Genomic DNA, 19,322 nt, shown 5'->3' on the forward strand with positions numbered 1-19,322 from the left:
ATAAAATTCGTAAGGTTTATAAAGTCTATAAGGTAGTAATACCACTTTATAAACCTTATGATTTTTGTAAACTATTTATTTAAGATATTTCGCTATCGTTTCTTTTAACAAGTTAGCTGATAATGGTTTTGTCAGATAATCATTACATCCGGCTTCCAATGCTTTCACCCGGTCGTCATCAAAAGCGAAAGCGGTTAAGGCGATAATTGGTACCTCTTTAGATTCCGCCCGAATCACACGGGTTGCAGCCAAACCATCCAGTACCGGCATTTTTATATCCATGAGGATAAGGTCGGGGTTTGATTGTTTGAATAAATCTATTGCTTCTTGCCCATCCCACGCGTGAACCAATGTATAAATTTTTCCGATAATAGCTTTCAATAAAAGGTAATTACTCTCAACATCTTCTGCAACCAGAATTGTTCTACCGGCACTTACGCTTTTTTTTGTTTCATTATTTTCCATATCGTTCATTCCTGTTTCGATTGCAATTTCTTGATAAGGAATTGTAAATTTAAAAATAGAACCTTTATCCTCTTCGGATTCGACAGATATATCTCCGCCCATTTTTTCAACCAGCATCTTACATATCGCCAATCCTAATCCCGAACCTTGGGCAAAGGTATTCAATTTTGTGAAACGATCAAAGATTGTGGTTACTTTTATCTTTCTACCGTTCAAGTGTAAAAACTTTATAAGAATATAGCAAAAAACTTTTGCAGAACATTCAATTTTTATACTTTTGCGCCATATTTAGCATGTGTGCTAAACGTGGAGTAATATTCATTCAAACTATAAATGTTTAATTAAAAATTCAAAATTATGGTCGGATTAATTTATCTGCTTATTGTCGTTTTGATGTTGGTTTCCATGTGGAAAATCTTCGAAAAAGCCGGCAGACAAGGTTGGGAAGGTATTATCCCTATTTACAACATTTACGTGATGCTTCAAATTATCAACAGACCGTGGTGGTGGCTTTTGATCATCATTTTCGTGCCGATTGCAAACATCGTGTTTTCTTTCCTCATGCTACGCGAATTCTTAGCTAAATTCGGTAAAGGTGTTGGATTCACGATTGCAACTATCTTCTTCGGTTTCATCACGTTACCGATGTTGGCGTTCGGAGATGCCACTTTCAAAAACGAATAAACGAATTTATAAAGTTCATAAGGTGCATGCATCTTATGAACTTTACTAACTGTTTGCCAGTTCTCGCAAAAAATCCCGTATAGTTTCTTGAATTTTCACCGGATCACCCGTGTAGTTATTCACGAATATGGTGAATGCCAATGTTTCTCTATTCCGTGTTGACAAATATCCGGCCAAGGCACGCACTCCAAACATAGAACCTGTTTTCGCTCTTAAATTACCGCCTAATACCGGATCGGCTGAATATACACGTAGCCCCCTGTCAATACCGCCTCGGGGTAAGGAAGCAAAAAAAGAATCTCCCAAATGACTTTTCGCCCATAATAGCAAATCCGTGATTACCTCTGCAGGCAAGGCATTGGAGGGAGAAAGCCCGCAAGCATCCTTTATCGTGATTCCCGATGAATCAATGCCGATAACACTTAATTCTTGTTTCACCGTAGTTTCAAAATCCGAAGGGTTTACCAGCGCACCCAATGCTTCGGCAAAGAGATTCACGCTATTTTTATTCGTGTAGAAAACGATTTCTTTTAGTAACGGAGATTCAACAGTAAACCATTCGCGACATTCGGTAGAAACACCTTTTTTCTTTTCCACGATAATGTTTTTCGCTTTCAATTCTTTCTCTATCTCTGCCCGAAAAACCGATGCCGGTTTATGCATAGCTCCTTTCACGGCAAAAGAAGAACGGTTGGCAGGTATAGTTCCTCGCACCAACAGCACGGAAGCCTCCGGACCACCATATATCCACGCGTCATCCTGTTGCTTCACGGAGGCTAAAACCTCATTTTGTAATTTCACTCCCGGTACTGACGGGATGACAGATACGACACGGGTACGTGTTCCCGGTTTCCCGGATGCCAAAGTGACCGTGTACGTGTTATCCCGATAATTGAACGGGTGATACAAAGCCCCGTAGTAATTGGCAATATCCTCCCAAGGCCACGAACCCGGAATATAGGGTTGTTCCCCCTCGCCCTGAATAATAACGGCTCCTTCGATACGTCTTATACCCAGTCCGACGATCGAATCCACCAAACGTTTCGTAAAGACAGCATCTTTGAAATACTTCGAATCAAGACAGGGATCACCCCCGGCTTCTATAACGATATTTCCTTGAAGTAGCCCTTCTTTTATCTCTCCCGTGTAAAATACTTTAGTTTGATAGGTCAACGAGTCACCTTTCAACTTCAAAGCCAACGAGGTGGGCAATAGCTTCAACACGGAAGCCGGACGCAAAGCCATTCCGGGGTTATGTTCATACACGACTTTGCCGCCGGTGACATTCTTCACGCTCACGCCGATCGCCGCATGTTTCAGTCCCTCCTGCTGCCACAAGGCTTGCAATTTATCGGGATTCTGCGCTATTCCTTGACCAAGTGTCAACAAGAGAACAATAACGGTTCCCCAGAAGTTCATCATTCGGCAATGGATTTCAACACCTTGTTTACTTCTTCCTCCGTACTGTGTAATTTCTCTTTACAAAATTCGACAAGCACGGCTATCCGCTTTACTTTTTCTCGTAACTCGTCTACATCCAACTTATTTTCTTCCAAGAGTTTTACCAAGTTCTCAATCTCCTCCATCGCTGATTTATAGGTCAAATTCTCTTCCATAATAATTCCTTTATTTATCTATATCTTTAACTTCACTTCGTATCACACCCTTAAACAATTCCGTTTCCAGAATATCTCCATCCCGCACGAGAACACTGTCCCGCACGGCTTTCCCGTTTACACGGGTAATAGAGAATCCCTTCTCCAGTATATTTTTCGGATCGGCGTATTTCATCTTGGTTTCCGCCAGTTCCAGAAAATAACGGTTTGCTGTCAGTATCTCCGCGACTTTCACCCCGAATTGTGTTTTCAATCGTTCCAAATAATTCATTTGATTCCCCAGAAACAATTCCGAGGCATGATTGGCACGTCGGGAGCCCAGAATCAAACGGTTTTCCTGTCCCTCCAAAAATAAACGGGTGAACTGTTTTAATTCGGTAATCTTTACCACTTGCCGAGTTTTCTCGTCCTGCAACAATCGTTTAGCTCCCCGCATCAAACTCTCTTTGGCTATTTCCAAGCGTCCCTCCGCTTCATTGAATCGTTCGATCAGGAATGCTGCTGCCGCCGTGGGAGTCTTTACACTACGGTACGCCACCCGATCAACGATAGTTTCATCCCGTTCATGCCCGATGCCCGCGAGTACAGGAATCGGGAATTGTGCCACATTTGCCGCCAAGTCATATGAATCAAAACTTCCCAAATCCGTTTGAGAACCACCACCGCGAATAATAACCACCACGTCGAAAAGCGACTCGTACTCGTATATCCTTTCCAGTGCGGCAATCACCGATTCCGTTGTTTTCTCCCCTTGCATAACGGCAGGGAATAACTTGGTATGAAAGGCGTAACCGTACACGTTCCGATGCAATTGATCCGTGAAATCCCCGTACCCCGCCGCTGTCGGAGAGGATATCACGGCTATCGTTTTCGGAAGCATGGGTAACTCCAACTCTCGATTCATGTCAATCACTCCCTCTTGTGTCAAGCGGTCGATAATTTCTTTTCGCTTACGCTCCAAATCACCTACCGTGAAAGTAGGATCAATATTTTTTATATTCAGTGAATAGCCGTACAGCTCGTGAAAAACGATCTCCACGCTGACAAGGACTTTTATCCCTCTTTGCAGGGATTTGCCTGTCGTTGTTTCGAAATACGGTTTCAACATCCGATAGGTGAAAGCCCATATCGTTGCTCTTGCCGTGGCAATAACGGCATCATCCCCCTCCCGCTTCTCCACGAGTTCTAGGTAACAATGCCCCGAACGGTTTTCTTTCACGTCTGCGATCTCGGCAATCACCAAGAAAGTATCCGGGAAACGGTTTTTCAACTCTTGTTTCACCAGACTGTTTAATTGATATAAACCGATAGGAGTCATTGAAATTTTAGATTTAAGATTGTCGATTTTAGATTTCTACCCGCTTATTTACGCTTCTTTTCTTCTAAATCAAATCTCACTCCATTGGTTCCAGCTCCAATTGATTCAGCTCATCAATATAAGATAACAATTCTACCCGTCCCAACTTGGTTTCGGCAGAAGTCATAAAGGTTATCGGCATACTCTCCCACGTGTCCTTCATCCCCTCGTGATATTTGGCGATGCAATTCATACGTTCCGTGGTGGATAATTTGTCTGCTTTCGTGAATACCATCACGAAAGGTACTCCGTTTTCCCCCAACCATTCCATAAATTCCAAATCGATTTTTAACGGTTCATGGCGGCTGTCTATCAACACGAATAAACAAACCATATTTTCCCGTTTCAAAATATAATTCTTGATCATGGCACTAAATTGCGACCTTTGTGTTTTTGATGTACGGGCATACCCGTATCCCGGTAAATCGACCAAATACCATTTGTCATCAATCAAAAAATGGTTTATTAACTGTGTCTTTCCGGGACTGGCGGATGTTTTGGCCAGTTTACTGTGGTTCGTCAGCATATTAATCAACGAGGATTTTCCCACGTTTGATCGCCCGATAAACGCGTACTCGTGTCTGTCAGGTTCCGGACATTTACTCACATCCGTGTTACTTGTCACAAATTTTGCACTGTAAACTTCCATAATGTCTTATTTAAAAATGAAGAAAATTGAAGATGTAGTTTATGTCTCTACATCTTCAAATTTACAAATTATTTAGCTCCGAGAAGAAGATCTGTTGAAATTTCTAGGCTTTTTCGGGTCACTTCCCGGTCTGCCTCTACGTTTTCCACCGTTACCGCTTCCGCCGCGGTCTTCACGGCGTCCACCACGGTCACGAGAATCACCGCCGCGGTCATTGGAACGCCGATCTCTTCTACCGGAGAAATTACCTCTACCCCGATCATCCCGACGACGTCCGCGGTCACGGGTAGGAATAGCCTTGATTTCCAATGGTATTCCGTTGAAAAGCACCTTACTGAAATCAACTTCAAAATCAGATGCACTTTCCTCATCAATCTCGAACTTCGTGTCCGTATCGAAAATGCGGATTCCTCCGACACCGATACCCCGACGACGGGAATATTTGTTAATCAAGGACATCAGATCTTTCGGCGTCAAACCATCTTCCCGACCGACATTCAACGTGAAAGTGCTGTACACGGTATCCCCGTCACGTCCTCTACGATCACGGCGATCTCCTCTTTCCGAACGTCCTCCGCGATCATCATCCTCGATATTCAGATCATTGGTATTCTTGTATTTCTGCAACAACCGTCCGAACTCGTAAGACACCAGATGACGGAGTAATTCTTCTTTCGTAAATTCGGCAAATTTATCATATACATCCTGTGCATACACATCCATATCCTCGTATTCCTCTGAAGTAAGGATCTTATCGGCATAGAACGCCAACTGTGCCCGACAAATCTCTTCTCCACCCGGCACGGACATGTATTTAAATTCTTTTTTAAGCATATTCTCTACCCGACGCAATTTTCCTTTCTCTTTCGAGTGGATGATCGCTATCGAAATTCCCTCTTTTCCGGCACGCCCGGTTCTACCGCTACGATGTGTATAACTCTCTACATCTTCCGGCAAATTATAGTTGATCACATGTGTCAATGTATCCACGTCCAATCCGCGTGCCGCCACATCCGTGGCTACCAGCACTTTCAAACGTTTTGCCCGGAAAGCATTCATCACGCTGTCGCGTTGTGCCTGACTCAAATCACCATGCAATGCATCGCAATCAATCCCGTCCCGTTGCAAGTGCTTGGCAATTTCTTGCGCGTCATTTTTCGTGCGGGTAAAGATAATGGCATACATACTCGGCGCACAGTCTATGATACGACGCAATGTTTCGTAACAATCCTTGGCACGTACCATATAATACTGATGTGATACGGTGTCGGCTCCCTGATTCTTTTTACCGACAGATATCTCCTGTTGGTTTACCAGATAATTGCGGGCAATCCGTTCCACCTCTTTTGGCATGGTTGCCGAGAAAAGATACGTGTTCTTTTCCTTGGGCGTATTACTCAGGATAAAATCCAAATCTTCTTGGAATCCCATGTTCAGCATTTCGTCGGCCTCGTCCAGCACGACGGCAAACACGCTCTCGATGTTAATAGCCTTACGATTCAGCAAATCGACCAAACGCCCCGGTGTAGCCACGACCACGTGTACACCTCTCTGCAAATCTTTGATTTGTCTTTTAATATCCGTACCTCCATACACACACGTCACACGGATATCTTTACGATACTTGGAGTAGTTTTTCAAGTCATTCCCAATCTGCACGCACAATTCACGCGTGGGGCTTAAAATCAAGACTTGAACATTATTCCACTCCGGCTCAATTTTCTGTAACAGCGGCAACCCGAATGCGGCTGTTTTTCCCGTCCCGGTCTGAGCCAATACTACTAAATCGTTCTCTTCTCCTAAAATAACGGGGATTGCTTTTTCCTGTACCGGACTCGGTGTTTCAAACCCTAAATCCGCGATTCCTTTAAGCATCTCCTCGCTTACTCCTAATTCTCTAAATTTTTCCATTAAACTGTTTTAATTTACCCTCTCGATTCTCGATTTTCGATTACAATTAAAAGTTGACGGGCAACTTTTCCAAAGCTTCTTCAATTTTCACTGAAACCATCGTGTGGTTTCCAATCTAAAATCTAAAATCGTAAAATCCGAAATCGCTAGGTTCTGTCTATTTTAATATGTCTCCGCGTATAGGCCGGAGTTTCCTCTAATTCTTTTATCTGTTCCCGCGACAAATCAGCCCGAAGCACCACGTCTGTTTCTTTTAGCAGTTCCTCCACGTAATTGATCGCTCCTTTCTCCAATTCTTTTTTCCTGCCGGGTTCCGCCACTTCCTCTGTCGCCACCGCATTCTTCGGACCGGGAATCGGTATCGTATCCACGTCGTCCATGGGGAATCCCGTGGCTATAATCGTCACGGATATGGCATCACCCAACGATTCGTCGGTTCCTACACCCCATATTATAGCGGCATTGTCCCCGACCTCCCGTATGACATACGAGGTGATCTCGTTCATCTCGTCCATCGTGATCTCGTCCGTACCCGACGTGATGTTCAACAATATATCCTTTGCTCCTGCCAAATCATTCTTGTTCAGCAAGGGGCTATTCAAAGCATCCGCTATAACCCGGTGCGCCCGTTCTTCTCCGGCTGCCTGCGCCGCCCCCATGATAGCGATACCGCTATCGGTCATCACGGTACGCACATCCGCAAAGTCCACGTTAATGTATCCCGGCAAAGTAATAATCTCGGCAATACCTTTTGCCGCGATATTCAATACATCGTTCGCCTTGCCAAAAGCACAGGACAAAGGTTGCGGTCCGTATATTCTCTGTATTTTCTCGTTATCGATAATGATAAGAGAATCCACGTAATCTTTCATTTTACTCACCCCGACACGGGCTTGTTCCAACCGTTTCGGTCCCTCGAAACGTGCCGGTATCGTCACGATCCCTACCGTCAGGATACCCATTTCCTTGGCAAGTTTGGCTATCACGGGAGCAGCTCCCGTTCCGGTTCCGCCTCCCATGGCTGCCGTGATGAATACCATTTTCGTGTTCACGCTCAACAACCCACGAATTTCATCCACACTTTCGAGAGCTGCCGCTTCACCGACTTCCGCACGGTTGCCCGCACCCAGTCCGGTACCCAATTGAATGCGAGTTTTTATCGGGCTCTGGTTCAATGCCTGCGAATCCGTGTTACAAAGCACGAAGTCCACATCACATATTCCTTGCCGGTACATGTATTCGACGGCATTACCGCCACCTCCCCCGACACCGATCACTTTAATAATTGGTGTCGTTATCTCGTACTGATTAAAATTGATCAATCCATCTACCATGACAATACATTTTACATTTCAGAATCCCTGCTCATATCTTCATTGAACATATTTCCTAACTTACGCTTGAACCAGCTATCCACGTCGGGCACCTCGTTCAATCCTCTCTTGCGTCCTCTCTCCCGCTCGAACTCCCGGTCATATTCCTCGTTATGCTCACGTATATTCCGTTTCCGTTTGAACAACGGTTCATCATCCGCATCTTCAAATTCCCTCATCTCTTCATCATCCCGCCAAGTCTTTCGCTCCCGTTCCTCTCTCTCTCGTGCGACACGACGTTGTTGGTCTTCCTGCTCCCGACGCATGCGACGATTTTCTTCCACCTGTTGTTTCCGGCGACGTTGTTCTTCCTCGACCTCTTTCGCGCTCTCCAATTTCATCTCCAGATCATCTACCCGTTCCACCTTGAATGTAGGCGCCTTCCGTCTAGTGTCCACCGGAGAATTATTAAACCCGGTAGCGATAACCGCCACGTGCAGCTCCTCGTTCAACGACTCGTCTTTCCCGGCTCCCCAGATGACATCTACATCCCGTCCGACCAGTTCTTTCACGTAATCGGTGATTAACGTGATCTCGTCCATCGTGATTTCTTTCGAGCCGTACAACATATTCAGCAATATATTGGAAGCTCCCCGGATATCGTTACTATTCAGCAAAGGGGATTCCAAAGCCATTTGCACGGCTTCCATGGCACGATTCTCTCCTGCCGATTCCCCGGCTCCCATCAGCGCCACCCCGCTATTCCGCATCACAACTTCCACGTCTGCAAAGTCGACGTTCACGAACCCTTTCAAGGTAATGATCTCCGCGATACTCTTTGCCGCTATGGTCAACACGTTATCCGCCATCTCGAAAGCCTTTGACAGCTTCAAGTTACCGTACATATCCCGTAATTTCTCGTTACAGATGATTAACAAGGCATCCACGTATTCCGACAGTTCGTCAACTCCTTCCATGGCTTGTTCCACACGCCTGCGTCCCTCGAAACTAAAAGGAATGGTCACGATACCTATCGTCAGTATCCCCAACTCTCTAGCCTGTTTGGCTATCACCGGGGCTGCCCCCGTTCCGGTTCCTCCCCCCATACCTGCCGTGATGAATACCATTTTCGTGTTCCGTTCGAGTATGGTCTTGATATAATCCAGACTCTCTATCGCCGACTGTTTACCGCGTTCCGGCAAACTGCCCGCTCCACGTCCCTCAGTAAGTTCCTTTCCGATCTGTATTCTATTCTTCACGGGACTGATCCGCAGAGCTTGTATATCCGTGTTGCACACGACGAACTCCACCCCCCGGATACCCTGTCGGCACATGTGATTGACGGCATTGCTTCCGCCTCCCCCGACACCGATTACTTTGATAATCGACTCATCCTGCTCCGGAATCCTCAAATCCAATAACGCATCTTCATTCCACATAGCTGAAACGTGTTATATCATTATTCTTTAAAAAAACTATCAAACCAACCTCTTTTCTTCGTTTCCTTGCGTTCGCAACGCAACAACCCCAGAACTGTCAGATTCTCCGGTGCTTTCAAGGGTGTTTCTTTGGCAGATTTTACCGTCACCACGCTTGCCATACTTATCGGATGTTTTGACAAACGATTCAACAGAGTATCAATTCCTTGCACCCGACTACCTCCTCCTGTCAACAATATACCGTCTTCCAATTCCTTGTAGTAACCGCTTTTCAATATCTGCCAGATCGCCCCTTCCAACAACTCCTCCAAACGGCATTGCTCCACGTGTACCATATCCTGCAAATCAATACAATATTTTGTATCTGGTATCATTATCTTACGACTTTTACACTCGGCTTGTAATGCCATTCCGTATTCGTGTTTCAATTTCTTGGCACTCGCCATGCTCTCGATTGAAAAAGCCGTATTTATATCCCGCTCCACGGTATTGCACCCCAATGGCAATACTTCGTCGTACGCAATCATTCCATCCCGGAACACGTGTATTTTCACGCTTTCAGCACCCAGATCGATCAAGGCGAAATCTCTCGCGCCTTTCCGCCCCCGTACTACCAGTGCTTTCTGGGCTGCAGTCGCCGCCGAGTAAAAATTAATTTTCTCTATCCCGGACTCGTTCAATGCTTGGCGTAATCCTTCCAGCATACGCTTTCTCGCCACGTAAACATGAAAATCTATCTCCAACCGCCGCGCTTCGCAACCGATCGGGTCGCTCTCCGCCTCCCCGTCCAACCAATAACCGAAGGGTACCACGTCCACGATCTCTTCCATATCCAAATTGACATTACCGCGGCATTTCTTTTCCAGCTCCAGTAAATCACTCTCTTCTATTCTTCTCATCCGAGAGAATTTTGACACTTCCCGATCCTCTACCTGTTGCACCCATTCCCCCGCCAAGGCGATATTCAACGCATCGATATGCATCTCGTGTTCCTGCTTGAATTTATCAAGTAAACGTTGTACACAAGATTTCACCCGAAGCCTATCGACCACCATTCCCCGGTGGATACCTTGAGAAGCAACACTCTCTATTCCGACCAAACGGCATTCTCCCCCGGACGTTTCCCCGAGAGCCATTACCATTTTTTCAGAGCCCATATCTAAAGAAGCTACAAATCCCATAATATCTATTTTTTATTTTCTAACACAAACTACTTGGTTATCAAATTTCAAATTGACTTCCTTGTAATGATTCCAACCTTTTTTGGCGATACCGTTCTTCAAGAACAATATCAGTTTATCCAAGCGCTCCCGGCTATTTTCGACCTTACCGAGTATGATTCTGAAATCACCTACTTTGGGAATCATCACAATATCCTCGTTCGATCTCACGATCAATTGCTCGATGTAGGCATCCAAAAACGAATCGTCCCTCAAGGACATCACGAACGGAGCTAACTTCTCGCACGCGTATTTCTTACTAATATCACCGGTTGCAACAACAACCCTGGAAGTAAACTTAGAAGACAACGGCATTACTTTCCCGTCACTATCAACGTAGTAACCCTCACCCGTCATTACTCTCAAAACAGGTTCACGTTGCTTGATACTCACATGGATATAGCCGTCTAAACTGTAGTAAACCTGAGCCGATTTTATCATCGGATTTTTGACAAGTATCCTTTCCAAACCATCTTTATTTACTGCCATAATACTTTTGTTCATTATGTCCCCATACCCCTTCTTTATCGCTTTCATGATATCCTCCTCGTCCACGAACATATTAACATCCGTATTCTTGACAGCAATCCGCACCCCTCTACATGTTACCTCCCCCAATTTTGTCGCCACAAAGGTAAGCACAATTATCAGGTAAACAAGCAAAATGCAAGATAATATGTATGGTAGTATGCGTTTCATTCAATAATTTCAGTTACAAGTTACAGGTTGCAAGTTACAAGTTATTATTCTCATTCCGCAAATCAAACCTGTAACCTGCAACTTGCAGAGCCACAGACTCAACTTGCAACAGCAAATCAATGATTTGCTGTATTAAACATATCAGTAAATACCGGAATAAAGCGGTCTATATCCCCGGCTCCCATGGTCACGAAGAGTCCGTCCGTCACGTGTTCTCTCACGTATGCCGGAAAGTCTTCTTTCGTCACCCGAACACAAGGCACGGACAAACGATCGGCTATCAGAGCCGAAGTTACCCCCGGTATAGGTTGTTCCCGTGCCGGATATATATCCAACAATATCACTAAATCCGCCAGACTCAAACTCTTCGCAAAATCCGGATAGAAATCGTTCGTCCGCGAATACAGGTGAGGCTGAAAAGCAACAATCAACTTCTTCTCCGGCCACATCTCCCGTACAGACGAAAGCGATGCCTCAATCTCCCGCGGGTGATGGGCATAATCATCCATGTACAGAACTCGATCCGTTTTCGCGTGTATATCAAATCGTCTTGACACTCCTTTGAACAAAGGTAAAGCATCCCGAATTTCCTCGGCAGTCACCCCCGCGTGCAAAGCCACCGTGATTGCCGCCGTAGCGTTCTCCACGTTCACACGTCCCGGGAAACACAATCGCAAATCCCGAATTTCGATATCTTTCCCGATATAATCAAATAAAAAACTACCGTTATCTACCCGTAAACGGTCGGCATAATAATCCGTTTTCTCTCCTGCCGCGTAGTGTCCGGTAATTGCCCGCCTTTTCAATTCCAAACCTTTTCTCAAGAAAAGCTGCCCTTTTGTTTGCAAGGCAAACTCCTCGAAGGCTTTCAACAATTCCTCGTGAGTCCCGTATATATCCAGATGATCGGCATCCATGGCTGTAATCACCGCTATTTCCGGATGCAGATGCAAAAACGACCGATCATACTCGTCCGCCTCGATCACCACGTAATCCGATTCCTTGTCAATCAACAAGTTCGTTCCATAATTAGAAGATATTCCCCCTAAAAAAGCACTACATCCGACATGTGAATTTTTCAGCAAAAACGCCAACATCGTCGTCGTCGTCGTTTTCCCGTGCGTCCCCGCTATACAAAGAGCTTTTTTGCTTCGGGAAAGAAACCCCAACACCTCCGCACGTTTGTGCAAAGCGTAGCCATTATCCCGGAAGAAACTCAATATTCGGTTCTCTTTCGGCACGGCAGGCGTGTACACCACAAGCGTGTGCGTCTTATCCCGAAATACCTCCTCGATTCTTGCCTCATCATCCTCGTACGTGATATCAAATTCCTCCTCATCGGTCATCTTTCTCGTCAGAGGTGATTCTGTCTTATCGTACCCGGCCACGTGATATCCCATAATCTTGAAATAACGCGCCAAGGCACTCATACCTATCCCCCCGATTCCCACGAAATATATTGCTTTTACATTATCAATATCCATAATTTTAGATTTTAGCTTGCCCACTATTTATAATCTTCAAGATTTCGTTCGCGATCACCTCATCCGAATCTTTCATTGCTAACGCCAAGATATGCTCGGACAAAACTTTGCGTTCGGTATCGTTCTTTAATAAATCTTCCATCACATCACCCAGACGTTCGACGACCTCGTTATCTTTTACCATAACGGCAGCTTGTTTATGTACCAGAGCCATCGCATTCTTGGTTTGGTGATCTTCCGCCACGTTCGGCGAAGGCACCAGAACAACAGCTTTTCCCAGCAAACACAATTCTGAAATCGTTCCGGCTCCCGCCCTTGCCACCACAAGATCAGCGCAAGCATACGCCAAATCCATACGTTTCAAGAAAGGCATAAACTTCACGTTCTCCGGCAAACGATCTTTCAACTCCGCTTCCAGTTGCTTGTGGTAATAACTACCGCACTGCCAGATTACCTGTACGTCTTCCCATCCGGCAATACGTTCCAACCATCGCACCATAGCCTTATTAATCGATCCGGCGCCAAGGCTACCCCCGGTTACAAGCACAGTCTTTTTCTTCGGGTTCAAACCGTAAAAAACAATACCTTCTTCCCGTTCTCCCAAGGCATTCAACAAATCCTTCCGCACGGGATTACCCGTGAATATAATTTTCTCTTTCGGGAAAAAACGTTCCATCCCCTCGTAAGCCACACAAATCTTCTCGGCTTTCTTCGCCAATAGTTTATTGGTCACCCCGGCATAAGAGTTTTGTTCCTGCAATACCAAAGACACTCCCGCGTTCGCCGCCACCCGACCGATAGGACCACTGGCGTATCCCCCGACTCCTACCACGACATCCGGCTTGAACTCTTTCACGATTCGTTTGGCTTTCCGCAGACTTCGCCAAAGGTTCCACGCCACTTTCAAGTTATTCAACGTCAATTTCCGTTGCAACCCGCGAACAGGCAAACCCACGATTCGGTATCCCGCCTCAGGTACTTTCTCCATCTCCATCTTACCCTCTGCCCCCACGAACAGAATATCAATATCTTTATCCAAACGCTTTAAAGCATTTGCTATCGAGAGTGCCGGGAATATATGCCCTCCTGTTCCTCCTCCGCTGATAATCACCTTTTTCATAGTATTCTATTTCTTTATATTTCTTCTTCCGTCGTTGCCACTTTCAGCTTCTCTTTCGCTTCCTGCTCCCCCTCTTCAGAGAAGGTATGACTGACACTCAATATCATCCCGAATGCCGCACTCGTGAATAACAGGGAAGTTCCCCCCATACTTACCAGCGGCAAAGGCTGTCCGGTCACGGGGAACAAGCCCACGCAAACCCCCATGTTTATTAAGGCCTGCAATACAATACACAAACCCAACCCGGTCACCAGCATTGCCGGGAACATTCTCGTGCATCGTCGCACGATCACCCCCACACGATAGAGTATGATCAAGTATAATAGCATAACCACCCCGGCACCCCCCAATCCGTATTCTTCTACAATTATTGCGAAAATAAAATCAGAATAGGGATGCGGCAGAAAATTACGCTGTACACTGGTTCCCGGAGCCACCTTGAACAATCCGCCTCGTGCCACGGCTATTTTCGCTTGATCCGATTGGTAAGAATCATCTTTATTCGCTTTCGAGGGAACAAAAAATGCCTCCAATCGGCTTTTCACCGTCAATAGACGCCCGACCTTGCCCAATTGTTTCTCCGGCACAATAAAAAGTGCCGCCACAAGCAATACGACAAGCAATACAAGTCCCCCGATAATCTTACTGAATGTCTTCAAACTCAACCGTCCCACGAATAGCATAAACAAACAGACTCCTCCCAGCAATGCCGAAGTAGAAAAGTTCTCCATAAAAATCAAGAAAAGTATCGGGACTACCCACAACATCCGCAATAACACATTGTCATCGCATCCTTTTTCGGTCTGTTCAAATGCGATTGCACGGGCACAAAATATGATTACCGCTAATTTCGCGAACTCCGACGGCTGGAATGAAATTCCGAATATCTTTATCCACCGCTCCGTGTCGTTCAACGTGGCTCCCATTACTTTTGCCAATACCAGAAAACCAAAAGAAGCCAATAGAATAAACGTGGCAAAAGACAATAAATATTTATAATGGCAAGATTGCGTGAGCAAGATAACCCCATAACAGCCCACCAACAAGAAAAGCTGTTTTAACAGGTAAAAGCTAGTATCTCCCCCGCGCACGCGGAAAGCCAGACTTCCTGTGGAAGAATACACGACCAATAACGAGATCAGCATTAAAGCTATAACCACGATTCCCAAAATCCTGTCGCCCTTCAAACTCAGCTTGTTAATTATCCTGCCCATTACAATTTACGATTTATGATTCACAACTTCTTCAATCACAGAACTCCTTGAGTTCTCTCACTTTTTCTTTAAACAGTTCCCCCCGGTTCTCGTAATTCTTGAATAAATCAAAACTAGCACAACAAGGAGAAAGTAACACGACATCGCCACTCACGGCACGGGTTGATGCCACTTTCATGGTATCCTCCAAGCTATGCGTATCCACCACCTCACAAATCGGAGAAAAGGAGTCTATCAATTTCTTATTGTCTACCCCCATGCAGATTAATAATTTTACTTTTTCCCGTACAAGGTCAAACAACACGCTATAATCATTTCCTTTATCCGTTCCCCCGGCAATCCATACCACGGGGGCATGCATACTATCCAACGCATACCACGTCGAATCCACGTTCGTTGCCTTCGAATCATTTATATAAGTCACCCCCTCGATGACTTCAACCGTTTCCAAACGGTGTTCCACCTGCGGGAATGTCGTCAATCCCTTTCTCAAATTCGCATCACTGACACCCGCCTTCAAGGCTGCCAATATAGCTGCCATCGCGTTATACACGTTATGCCGTCCCTGTATCGTAATTTCTTTCTTGTCAATGCAAAAAGTCCGTTCCCCCCATCGGGCAATCACGGTATTCCCGTCCATATACGCGTTCAATCGATTATCTGCCGAATAGGTAAACCCGGCTGCCTCCGGTACGATGTTTTCCTGTTCGACACGTTCCCGTACCACGTCACAGTCATACCCGTAGATAAACAAATCTTCCGCCCTCATGTTATTCAATATACGGAATTTAGAACGAGCATAGTTCTCGAACTTATAATCATAACGGTCTAAATGATCGGGAGTAATATTCGTCAATATCGCTGTATCACACCGGAAGCGGAACATCCCGTCCAACTGGAAACTGGACAACTCCACCACGTACACGCGATGCAGATTATCCGCCACCTGTGCCGCCAGACTATTCCCGACATTCCCTGCCAACCCCACGTCATACCCGGCTTCTTTCAATATATGATACAACAACAACGTGGTCGTCGTCTTTCCGTTGCTTCCCGTGATGCAATACATTTTTGCATCCGTGTGCCGTCCGGCAAACTCGATTTCCGAGATCACCTCGATCCCCCGTTCACGCAAACCGACAATCATCGGTAATTTATCCGGTATCCCCGGACTCTTTACCACGATATCGGCAGTAAATATCTTTGTTTCGGTATGTTGCCCCTCCTCGTACTCTACACCCAACTCTTCCAACACTTTCTTGTACTTGTCAGCCAATTTCCCTTTATCTGATAAGAAAACCTCGTATCCCAACTTTTTCCCTAACCGGGCAGCCCCCGCTCCGCTTTCTCCTCCCCCTAAAATAACCAAGCGTTTCATATATTTATGATTTACGATTTATGATTTACGATTCTTCAATCTAAAATCATAAATCCGAAATTATTAAACTTACCGAATCTTTAATGTCACTATTGTTATCACAGCCAACGCTATTCCCACAATCCAGAAACGAGTCACGATCTTCGGCTCCGGAATACCCTTCTTCTGGAAATGATGATGCAGAGGCGACATCAGAAATATTCTCCGTCCCTCTCCGAACTTTCTCTTCGTGTACTTGAAATAACTTACCTGCATGGCTACCGACAAATTCTCCACGAGGAATATACCACAAAGGATCGGAATCAATAATTCTTTATGAATCATGATAGCGAATACCGCGATAATACCTCCCAATGACAAACTTCCCGTGTCACCCATAAAGACTTGTGCCGGATACGAATTGTACCACAAGAATCCGATCGTGGCACCGATAAAGGCAGCAATAAATACCACCAGTTCCCCGGAATGTGGGATATACATAATATTCAGGTAATCGGCATACACCATGTTACCCGAAACATACGCCAGTATCCCCAACGTGGCACCGACTATCGCGGACGTTCCCGTCGCAAGCCCGTCAAGCCCGTCCGTCAAGTTTGCCCCGTTCGACACGGCTGTCACGATAAATATCGTGATCAAGATAAACACGATCCATCCGATCGGTTCGGCATATTTCCCGAAAAGAGCCCCGAACCAAGCGTAATCGAACTCGTTATTCTTGAAGAATGGAATAGTTGTTCTGGTCGATTTCACGTCTTTCGTCAACAAGGTTTTACTATTCTCCTCGGAGAATCCCTCATCTACCGTACTTGTCACCACCCCCACTTCCGACAACATAGCTTTCTCGCGAATCACCACGTCATCGCTCACGTACAAGGTCACCCCCACGATCAATCCCAAACCGACCTGCCCGATCACCTTGAAACGTCCTTTCAATCCCTCCTTGTGCTTTCTGAATACTTTGATATAATCATCCAGAAAACCTATCAACCCGAGCCACACCGTAGCCACAAGCATCAATTGGATATACACGTTATCCAACCGCGCAAACAAAATCACGGGTATTAATATCGCCAACAGGATAATAATCCCTCCCATCGTCGGGGTTCCTTTCTTCTGCATCTGCCCTTCCAGTCCGAGATCGCGAATCTCCTCTCCAACCTGCTGTTTTTGCAAAATACGGATAATCCGCTTTCCAACCACCGTGGCTATCAACAAAGACAAAATCACGGCACAAGCCGATCGGAATGTGATATACTGGAACATTCCGGCCCCGGGAAAATCAAACTGCTCTAAATAATCGAAAATGTGGTAAAACATGACACTACAACTTAAATATTTCCTTTATAATCTCTTTATCATCAAAATGATGTTTCACTCCTTTTATTTCCTGATAATCCTCATGTCCTTTACCGGCAACCAGCACAATATCGTCCGGTTTTGCCAGCATCAGTGCCGTACGTATCGCCTCCTTCCGGTCGGTTATCGCCAACACCCGATCATGGGCATCCTCCGGTACTCCCGCACGCATATCCTCTATAATCGCCGCAGGTTCCTCGCTTCGAGGATTGTCGGAAGTCAGCACAACCCGGTCGCTCAACCGACAAGCCACCTCCGCCATCTCCGGACGCTTCGTCCGGTCACGATCTCCACCGGCACCGACCACGGTAATCACCTTACCGTCTTTTTTCAACCCGCTGATTGTCGATAACACATTCTCCAAAGCATCCGGCGTGTGGGCATAATCCACGATCGCCATAATTCCATCCCGGGACAGAATTGTTTCAAATCGTCCCGACACCGGAACCAACATACTCATCACGGGCAACAACTCTTCTTTCTCGAAGCCTAACAAGCGAGCCGCAGAATACACGGCAAGCAAATTATACGCGTTAAAATCTCCCGTAAACTTTGTCCAAACCTCACTCCCGTCCAGCAATAATAACATGCTGTCCAAATGGCGTTCCAATATTTTACAATTAAAATCCGCCATACGCTTGCAGGAGTAAGTATATTTACGTGCTTTCGTGTTCTGCAACATGACCATACCATTCTTGTCGTCCGCATTCGTCAACGCGAAAGCCTTTGCGGACAAACGATCGAAAAATCCCTTCTTCGCCTCGATATATGCCCGAAACGTTTTGTGGTAATCTAAATGATCGTGTGTAATATTTGAAAATATAGCACCGTCAAAATCCAAACCACTAACACGTCGCTGATCCGCCGCGTGGGAACTCACCTCCATAAAACAATATTCGCACCCCTCGTCCACCATACACCGCATCAGTGAATTAATCTCCAACGCATCCGGTGTCGTATGCGTAGCATGTACTTTCTCGTCCCCCACGTAATTACAAACCGTCGATAACAAACCGGCTTGTTTACCCACCAACCGTGCCACCTCGTACAGCAATGTCGCCGTTGTCGTCTTCCCGTTCGTTCCGGTCACTCCGACAAGTTTCATTTCCCGCGACGGATGCCCGTAATAAGCGGATGCCATCCATCCCAACGCATCCGATGAATTCGCCACCTTCACCACGGTTACCCCGTCCGGCAGGCTTTCCGGCACATCTTCACAAATCACGCCAACCGCACCCAAGGCAACCGCCTTGCCGATAAATGCATGCCCGTCAACACTAACACCCCGCTGGGCAACAAATACATCCCCTTTACCAACCTTCCGGGAATCGAAATGAATCGCGTGTATCTCTACACCCGAATCCCCTTGCACAATCTCACAAGCTATCCCTTCTAACAAATCCCTTAATTTCAT

General features: G+C 45.8%; 17 protein-coding genes. 1 reads left to right on the forward strand and 16 read right to left on the reverse strand.

Translation table 11 applies throughout. From position 1 onward, the window contains the following. Positions 1-75: 75 nt before the first annotated feature. Positions 76-681, reverse strand: a complete 606-nt coding sequence (locus tag CS948_RS17725; protein WP_099293233.1) for a response regulator — start codon at positions 679-681, stop codon at positions 76-78. A 141-nt stretch (positions 682-822) separates the two neighbouring features. On the opposite strand from CS948_RS17725, the gene CS948_RS17730 reads away from it, so the two are divergent. Then, a complete protein-coding gene (locus CS948_RS17730; protein ID WP_099293235.1) occupies positions 823-1,149 on the forward strand; it encodes a DUF5684 domain-containing protein in 327 nt (108 codons plus the stop codon). A gap of 45 nt (positions 1,150-1,194) precedes the next feature. On the opposite strand, the gene dacB is transcribed toward CS948_RS17730, so the two are convergent. The 15 genes from dacB to CS948_RS17805 form a co-directional block, all read right to left on the reverse strand. Continuing rightward, the gene (dacB, locus tag CS948_RS17735) at positions 1,195-2,571 is read right to left on the reverse strand and encodes a D-alanyl-D-alanine carboxypeptidase/D-alanyl-D-alanine-endopeptidase (protein ID WP_099293237.1); all 1,377 of its coding nucleotides are present in this window, start codon (positions 2,569-2,571) and stop codon (positions 1,195-1,197) included. Next, the gene (gene xseB, locus CS948_RS17740) at positions 2,568-2,765 is read right to left on the reverse strand and encodes an exodeoxyribonuclease VII small subunit (RefSeq protein WP_099293239.1); all 198 of its coding nucleotides are present in this window, start codon (positions 2,763-2,765) and stop codon (positions 2,568-2,570) included. The genes dacB and xseB overlap by 4 nt, the downstream gene beginning before the upstream one ends. Positions 2,766-2,775: 10 nt before the next feature. Next, on the reverse strand, positions 2,776-4,083 hold the full coding sequence (gene xseA, locus CS948_RS17745) for an exodeoxyribonuclease VII large subunit (RefSeq protein ID WP_099293241.1): 1,308 nt from the start codon (positions 4,081-4,083) through the stop codon (positions 2,776-2,778). A gap of 76 nt (positions 4,084-4,159) precedes the next feature. Beyond that, positions 4,160-4,771: a ribosome biogenesis GTP-binding protein YihA/YsxC gene (yihA, locus tag CS948_RS17750; protein WP_099293243.1), complete on the reverse strand. Its 612-nt coding sequence runs from the start codon at positions 4,769-4,771 to the stop codon at positions 4,160-4,162. Between the two features lie 72 nt (positions 4,772-4,843). Then, complete coding sequence (locus CS948_RS17755; RefSeq protein WP_099293245.1) at positions 4,844-6,682, reverse strand: DEAD/DEAH box helicase; 1,839 nt, start codon at positions 6,680-6,682, stop codon at positions 4,844-4,846. Positions 6,683-6,828: 146 nt separating this feature from the next. Next, a complete protein-coding gene (ftsZ, locus tag CS948_RS17760) occupies positions 6,829-8,016 on the reverse strand; it encodes a cell division protein FtsZ (protein WP_099293247.1) in 1,188 nt (395 codons plus the stop codon). Positions 8,017-8,027: 11 nt separating this feature from the next. Beyond that, a complete protein-coding gene (gene ftsZ, locus CS948_RS17765) occupies positions 8,028-9,434 on the reverse strand; it encodes a cell division protein FtsZ (RefSeq protein ID WP_099293249.1) in 1,407 nt (468 codons plus the stop codon). 20 nt (positions 9,435-9,454) lie between these two features. Then, the gene (locus tag CS948_RS17770; protein ID WP_099293251.1) at positions 9,455-10,615 is read right to left on the reverse strand and encodes a cell division FtsA domain-containing protein; all 1,161 of its coding nucleotides are present in this window, start codon (positions 10,613-10,615) and stop codon (positions 9,455-9,457) included. 12 nt (positions 10,616-10,627) lie between these two features. Next, a complete protein-coding gene (locus tag CS948_RS17775; protein ID WP_255302068.1) occupies positions 10,628-11,284 on the reverse strand; it encodes a cell division protein FtsQ/DivIB in 657 nt (218 codons plus the stop codon). Between the two features lie 185 nt (positions 11,285-11,469). Continuing rightward, positions 11,470-12,837: a UDP-N-acetylmuramate--L-alanine ligase gene (gene murC / locus CS948_RS17780; RefSeq protein WP_099293255.1), complete on the reverse strand. Its 1,368-nt coding sequence runs from the start codon at positions 12,835-12,837 to the stop codon at positions 11,470-11,472. A 4-nt stretch (positions 12,838-12,841) separates the two neighbouring features. Continuing rightward, positions 12,842-13,957: an undecaprenyldiphospho-muramoylpentapeptide beta-N-acetylglucosaminyltransferase gene (gene murG, locus CS948_RS17785; protein WP_099293257.1), complete on the reverse strand. Its 1,116-nt coding sequence runs from the start codon at positions 13,955-13,957 to the stop codon at positions 12,842-12,844. 14 nt (positions 13,958-13,971) lie between these two features. Then, entirely contained in the window at positions 13,972-15,171 is a 1,200-nt protein-coding gene (locus CS948_RS17790) for an FtsW/RodA/SpoVE family cell cycle protein (protein WP_099293259.1), read from the reverse strand. Positions 15,172-15,202: 31 nt separating this feature from the next. Continuing rightward, entirely contained in the window at positions 15,203-16,549 is a 1,347-nt protein-coding gene (gene murD / locus CS948_RS17795; protein ID WP_099293261.1) for a UDP-N-acetylmuramoyl-L-alanine--D-glutamate ligase, read from the reverse strand. A gap of 69 nt (positions 16,550-16,618) precedes the next feature. Further along, positions 16,619-17,869, reverse strand: a complete 1,251-nt coding sequence (gene mraY / locus CS948_RS17800) for a phospho-N-acetylmuramoyl-pentapeptide-transferase (protein ID WP_099293263.1) — start codon at positions 17,867-17,869, stop codon at positions 16,619-16,621. Between the two features lie 4 nt (positions 17,870-17,873). After that, a complete protein-coding gene (locus tag CS948_RS17805) occupies positions 17,874-19,322 on the reverse strand; it encodes a UDP-N-acetylmuramoyl-L-alanyl-D-glutamate--2,6-diaminopimelate ligase (protein WP_099293265.1) in 1,449 nt (482 codons plus the stop codon).

It is taken from the genome of Butyricimonas sp. Marseille-P3923 (genome assembly GCF_900184685.1).
Lineage (GTDB): Bacteria > Bacteroidota > Bacteroidia > Bacteroidales > Marinifilaceae > Butyricimonas > Butyricimonas muris.

What these genes read in the sequence shown, in the direction of transcription:
- CS948_RS17730 (WP_099293235.1), top strand. Translation starts at nt 823, where the DNA reads ATGGTCGGATTAATTTATCTGCTTATTGTCGTTTTGATGTTGGTTTCC.
- dacB (WP_099293237.1), bottom strand. Translation starts at nt 2,571, where the DNA reads ATGATGAACTTCTGGGGAACCGTTATTGTTCTCTTGTTGACACTTGGT.
- xseB (WP_099293239.1), bottom strand. Translation starts at nt 2,765, where the DNA reads ATGGAAGAGAATTTGACCTATAAATCAGCGATGGAGGAGATTGAGAAC.
- xseA (WP_099293241.1), bottom strand. Translation starts at nt 4,083, where the DNA reads ATGACTCCTATCGGTTTATATCAATTAAACAGTCTGGTGAAACAAGAG.
- yihA (WP_099293243.1), bottom strand. Translation starts at nt 4,771, where the DNA reads ATGGAAGTTTACAGTGCAAAATTTGTGACAAGTAACACGGATGTGAGT.
- CS948_RS17755 (WP_099293245.1), bottom strand. Translation starts at nt 6,682, where the DNA reads ATGGAAAAATTTAGAGAATTAGGAGTAAGCGAGGAGATGCTTAAAGGA.
- ftsZ (WP_099293247.1), bottom strand. Translation starts at nt 8,016, where the DNA reads ATGGTAGATGGATTGATCAATTTTAATCAGTACGAGATAACGACACCA.
- ftsZ (WP_099293249.1), bottom strand. Translation starts at nt 9,434, where the DNA reads ATGTGGAATGAAGATGCGTTATTGGATTTGAGGATTCCGGAGCAGGAT.
- CS948_RS17770 (WP_099293251.1), bottom strand. Translation starts at nt 10,615, where the DNA reads ATGGGATTTGTAGCTTCTTTAGATATGGGCTCTGAAAAAATGGTAATG.
- murC (WP_099293255.1), bottom strand. Translation starts at nt 12,837, where the DNA reads ATGGATATTGATAATGTAAAAGCAATATATTTCGTGGGAATCGGGGGG.
- murG (WP_099293257.1), bottom strand. Translation starts at nt 13,957, where the DNA reads ATGAAAAAGGTGATTATCAGCGGAGGAGGAACAGGAGGGCATATATTC.
- CS948_RS17790 (WP_099293259.1), bottom strand. Translation starts at nt 15,171, where the DNA reads ATGGGCAGGATAATTAACAAGCTGAGTTTGAAGGGCGACAGGATTTTG.
- murD (WP_099293261.1), bottom strand. Translation starts at nt 16,549, where the DNA reads ATGAAACGCTTGGTTATTTTAGGGGGAGGAGAAAGCGGAGCGGGGGCT.
- mraY (WP_099293263.1), bottom strand. Translation starts at nt 17,869, where the DNA reads ATGTTTTACCACATTTTCGATTATTTAGAGCAGTTTGATTTTCCCGGG.
- CS948_RS17805 (WP_099293265.1), bottom strand. Translation starts at nt 19,322, where the DNA reads ATGAAATTAAGGGATTTGTTAGAAGGGATAGCTTGTGAGATTGTGCAA.